Here is a 2354-nt window from a genome sequence, read left to right on the forward strand (position 1 = left end):
CCAAAACCATTCGTCACTACCTGCAGTTCAAGGATTTCTCGCTGGAAGACTACGAGTACGTGCTCGAACGCACGGGTATCCTGAAGCGCAAGTTCAAGAACTACGAAACCTATCACCCGCTGCACGACCGCACGCTCGCGATGATCTTCGAGAAGAGCTCGACGCGTACGCGCCTGTCGTTCGAGGCCGGGATCTTCCAGCTCGGCGGCCACGCCGTGTTCATGAGCACGCGCGACACGCAGCTCGGCCGCGGCGAGCCCGTCGAGGATTCCGCGCAGGTCATCTCGCGAATGGTCGACATCATCATGATCCGCACGTTCGAGCAGGACGTGATCACGCGCTTCGCACAGAATTCCCGCGTGCCGGTGATCAACGGGTTGACGAACGAATACCATCCGTGCCAGGTGCTCGCCGACATCTTCACGTACTACGAGCACCGCGGCCCGATCGCCGGCAAGACCGTCGCGTGGGTCGGCGACGCGAACAACATGCTCTACACGTGGATCGAGGCCGCGCAGATCCTCGGCTTCAAGCTGCGCCTGTCGACGCCGCCCGGCTATGCGCTCGACATGAAGCTCGTGTCGCCCGACAGCGCGCCGTTCTACGAGGTGTTCGACGATCCGAACGAAGCGTGCAAGGGCGCCGATCTCGTGACGACCGACGTGTGGACGAGCATGGGTTTCGAGGCCGAGAACGAGGCGCGCAAGCAGGCATTCGCCGACTGGTGCGTCGACGAGGAAATGATGGGCCATGCGAATCCGGATGCCCTCTTCATGCACTGCCTGCCCGCGCACCGCGGCGAGGAAGTGACGGCCGGCGTGATCGACGGCCCGCAGAGTGTCGTGTGGGACGAAGCGGAAAACCGCCTGCACGTGCAGAAGGCGCTGATGGAATTCCTGCTGCTCGGCCGCCTCAAGCACTGACGCGCCGCTCAACGCACACGCGTAAAAAAAGCGCCGGTCGACGATCGGCGCTTTCGTTTGGGCGCGCCAAAACCGGCGCGCGCTACGTTACAGGCAGACCGGTTCCGCCTCCAGCTCGACGCCGAACTGCGCGCGCACGTCGGCCTGGATGGCCCGCGCCAGCGCCAGCACGTCGGCGCCGGTCGCGCCGCCGCGATTGACGAGCACGAGCGCCTGGCGGTCGTGCACGGCCGCCGCGCCGAGCGCGCGCCCCTTCCAGCCGCAGCGGTCGATCAGCCAGCCGGCCGCGAGCTTCACCTGCCCGTCCGGCTGCGGATACGACACGACATCCGGCGCGCGAGCGCGCAGCGCATCGAATTGCGCGGCGTCGATCACCGGATTCTTGAAGAAACTGCCCGCGTTGCCGAGCACCAGCGGATCGGGCAGCTTCGCGCGGCGGATCGCGACGACCGCATCGAACACGTCGCGCGGCGTTGCCGCCTCGGGCGTGATGCCGCGCGCGTCGAGCTCGCGCGTGACGTCCGCATAGCCGAGCCGCGGCGTCCATTGCTTCGGCAGCCGGAACGTCACCGCGACGATCGCGAACCGGCCGCGCCCTTCCCGCTTGAAGAAACTGTCGCGGTAACCGAACGCGCAGCGCGCGGCGTCGAAGCGCTCGCGGCGCCCCGTCGCCAGCTCCACCGCGACCAGCGAATCGAAATACGCCTTCATCTCGAGGCCGTACGCGCCGATGTTCTGGATCGGCGCGGCGCCGACGGTGCCCGGGATCAGCGCGAGATTCTCGAGGCCCGGCATCCCGTGCTCGAGCGTCCACGCGACGAACGCGTGCCAGTTCTCGCCGCCGCCGGCCTCGACGTACCACGCGTCGTCGTCCTCGCGCACGACGCGGCGGCCCGCGATCTCGTCGAGCAGCACGACGCCGTCGAAATCGCGCGTGAACACGATGTTGCTGCCGCCGCCGAGCACGAGCTGCGGCAGGTTCGCGACCCGCGGGTCGCGATGCAGCGCCTCGAACTGCGCCGCCTGCGTGATGCGCGCGGCGAAGCGCGCACGCGCGGCGATGCCGAACGTGTTGTGCGCGGCGAGCGGATGGTCGGGAAGCAGCGACAGGGCGGAATCGTCAGGGGGCATCGGCATTCGCGGTCACGTCGGCCCGGGCGGCGCATGGCCGGCCTTGGGCAAACGGAGGGGCATCGGTAAAATGGCAAACAGTCCGCAATTATAGCGAGTGCCCGTGCGTGAGCCGGGTGCCCGCATCTCTAGGGAGAATGCCATGCCATCGTTCGACGTCGTTTCCGAAGCGAACATGATCGAAGTGAAGAACGCCATCGAGCAGTCGAACAAGGAAATTTCGACGCGCTTCGACTTCAAGGGCTCCGACGCACGCGTCGAGCAGAAGGAACGCGAGCTGACGCTGTTCGCCGACGACGA

Annotated in this window: 3 protein-coding genes; 2 read left to right on the forward strand and 1 reads right to left on the reverse strand. The window is 66.9% G+C overall.

The features are described 5' to 3' along the window. Positions 1-923: ornithine carbamoyltransferase (argF, locus tag JMF90_RS33715; protein WP_201326047.1), on the forward strand; the 923-nt coding region annotated here is incomplete at its 5' end. 87 nt (positions 924-1010) lie between these two features. Here the strand turns inward: argF and murB are convergent. After that, positions 1011-2060 (reverse strand): UDP-N-acetylmuramate dehydrogenase, encoded by a 1050-nt coding sequence (gene murB, locus JMF90_RS33720; RefSeq protein WP_011546048.1) that lies wholly within the window; start codon positions 2058-2060, stop codon positions 1011-1013. A 136-nt stretch (positions 2061-2196) separates the two neighbouring features. Here murB and JMF90_RS33725 point away from each other — a divergent pair. After that, positions 2197-2354 (forward strand): DUF520 family protein (locus JMF90_RS33725; RefSeq protein ID WP_201326048.1); only part of this gene is annotated, 158 nt, incomplete at its 3' end.

The sequence above is a fragment of the Burkholderia sp. E168m23 genome, from assembly GCF_016586125.1.
GTDB lineage: Bacteria > Pseudomonadota > Gammaproteobacteria > Burkholderiales > Burkholderiaceae > Burkholderia > Burkholderia orbicola.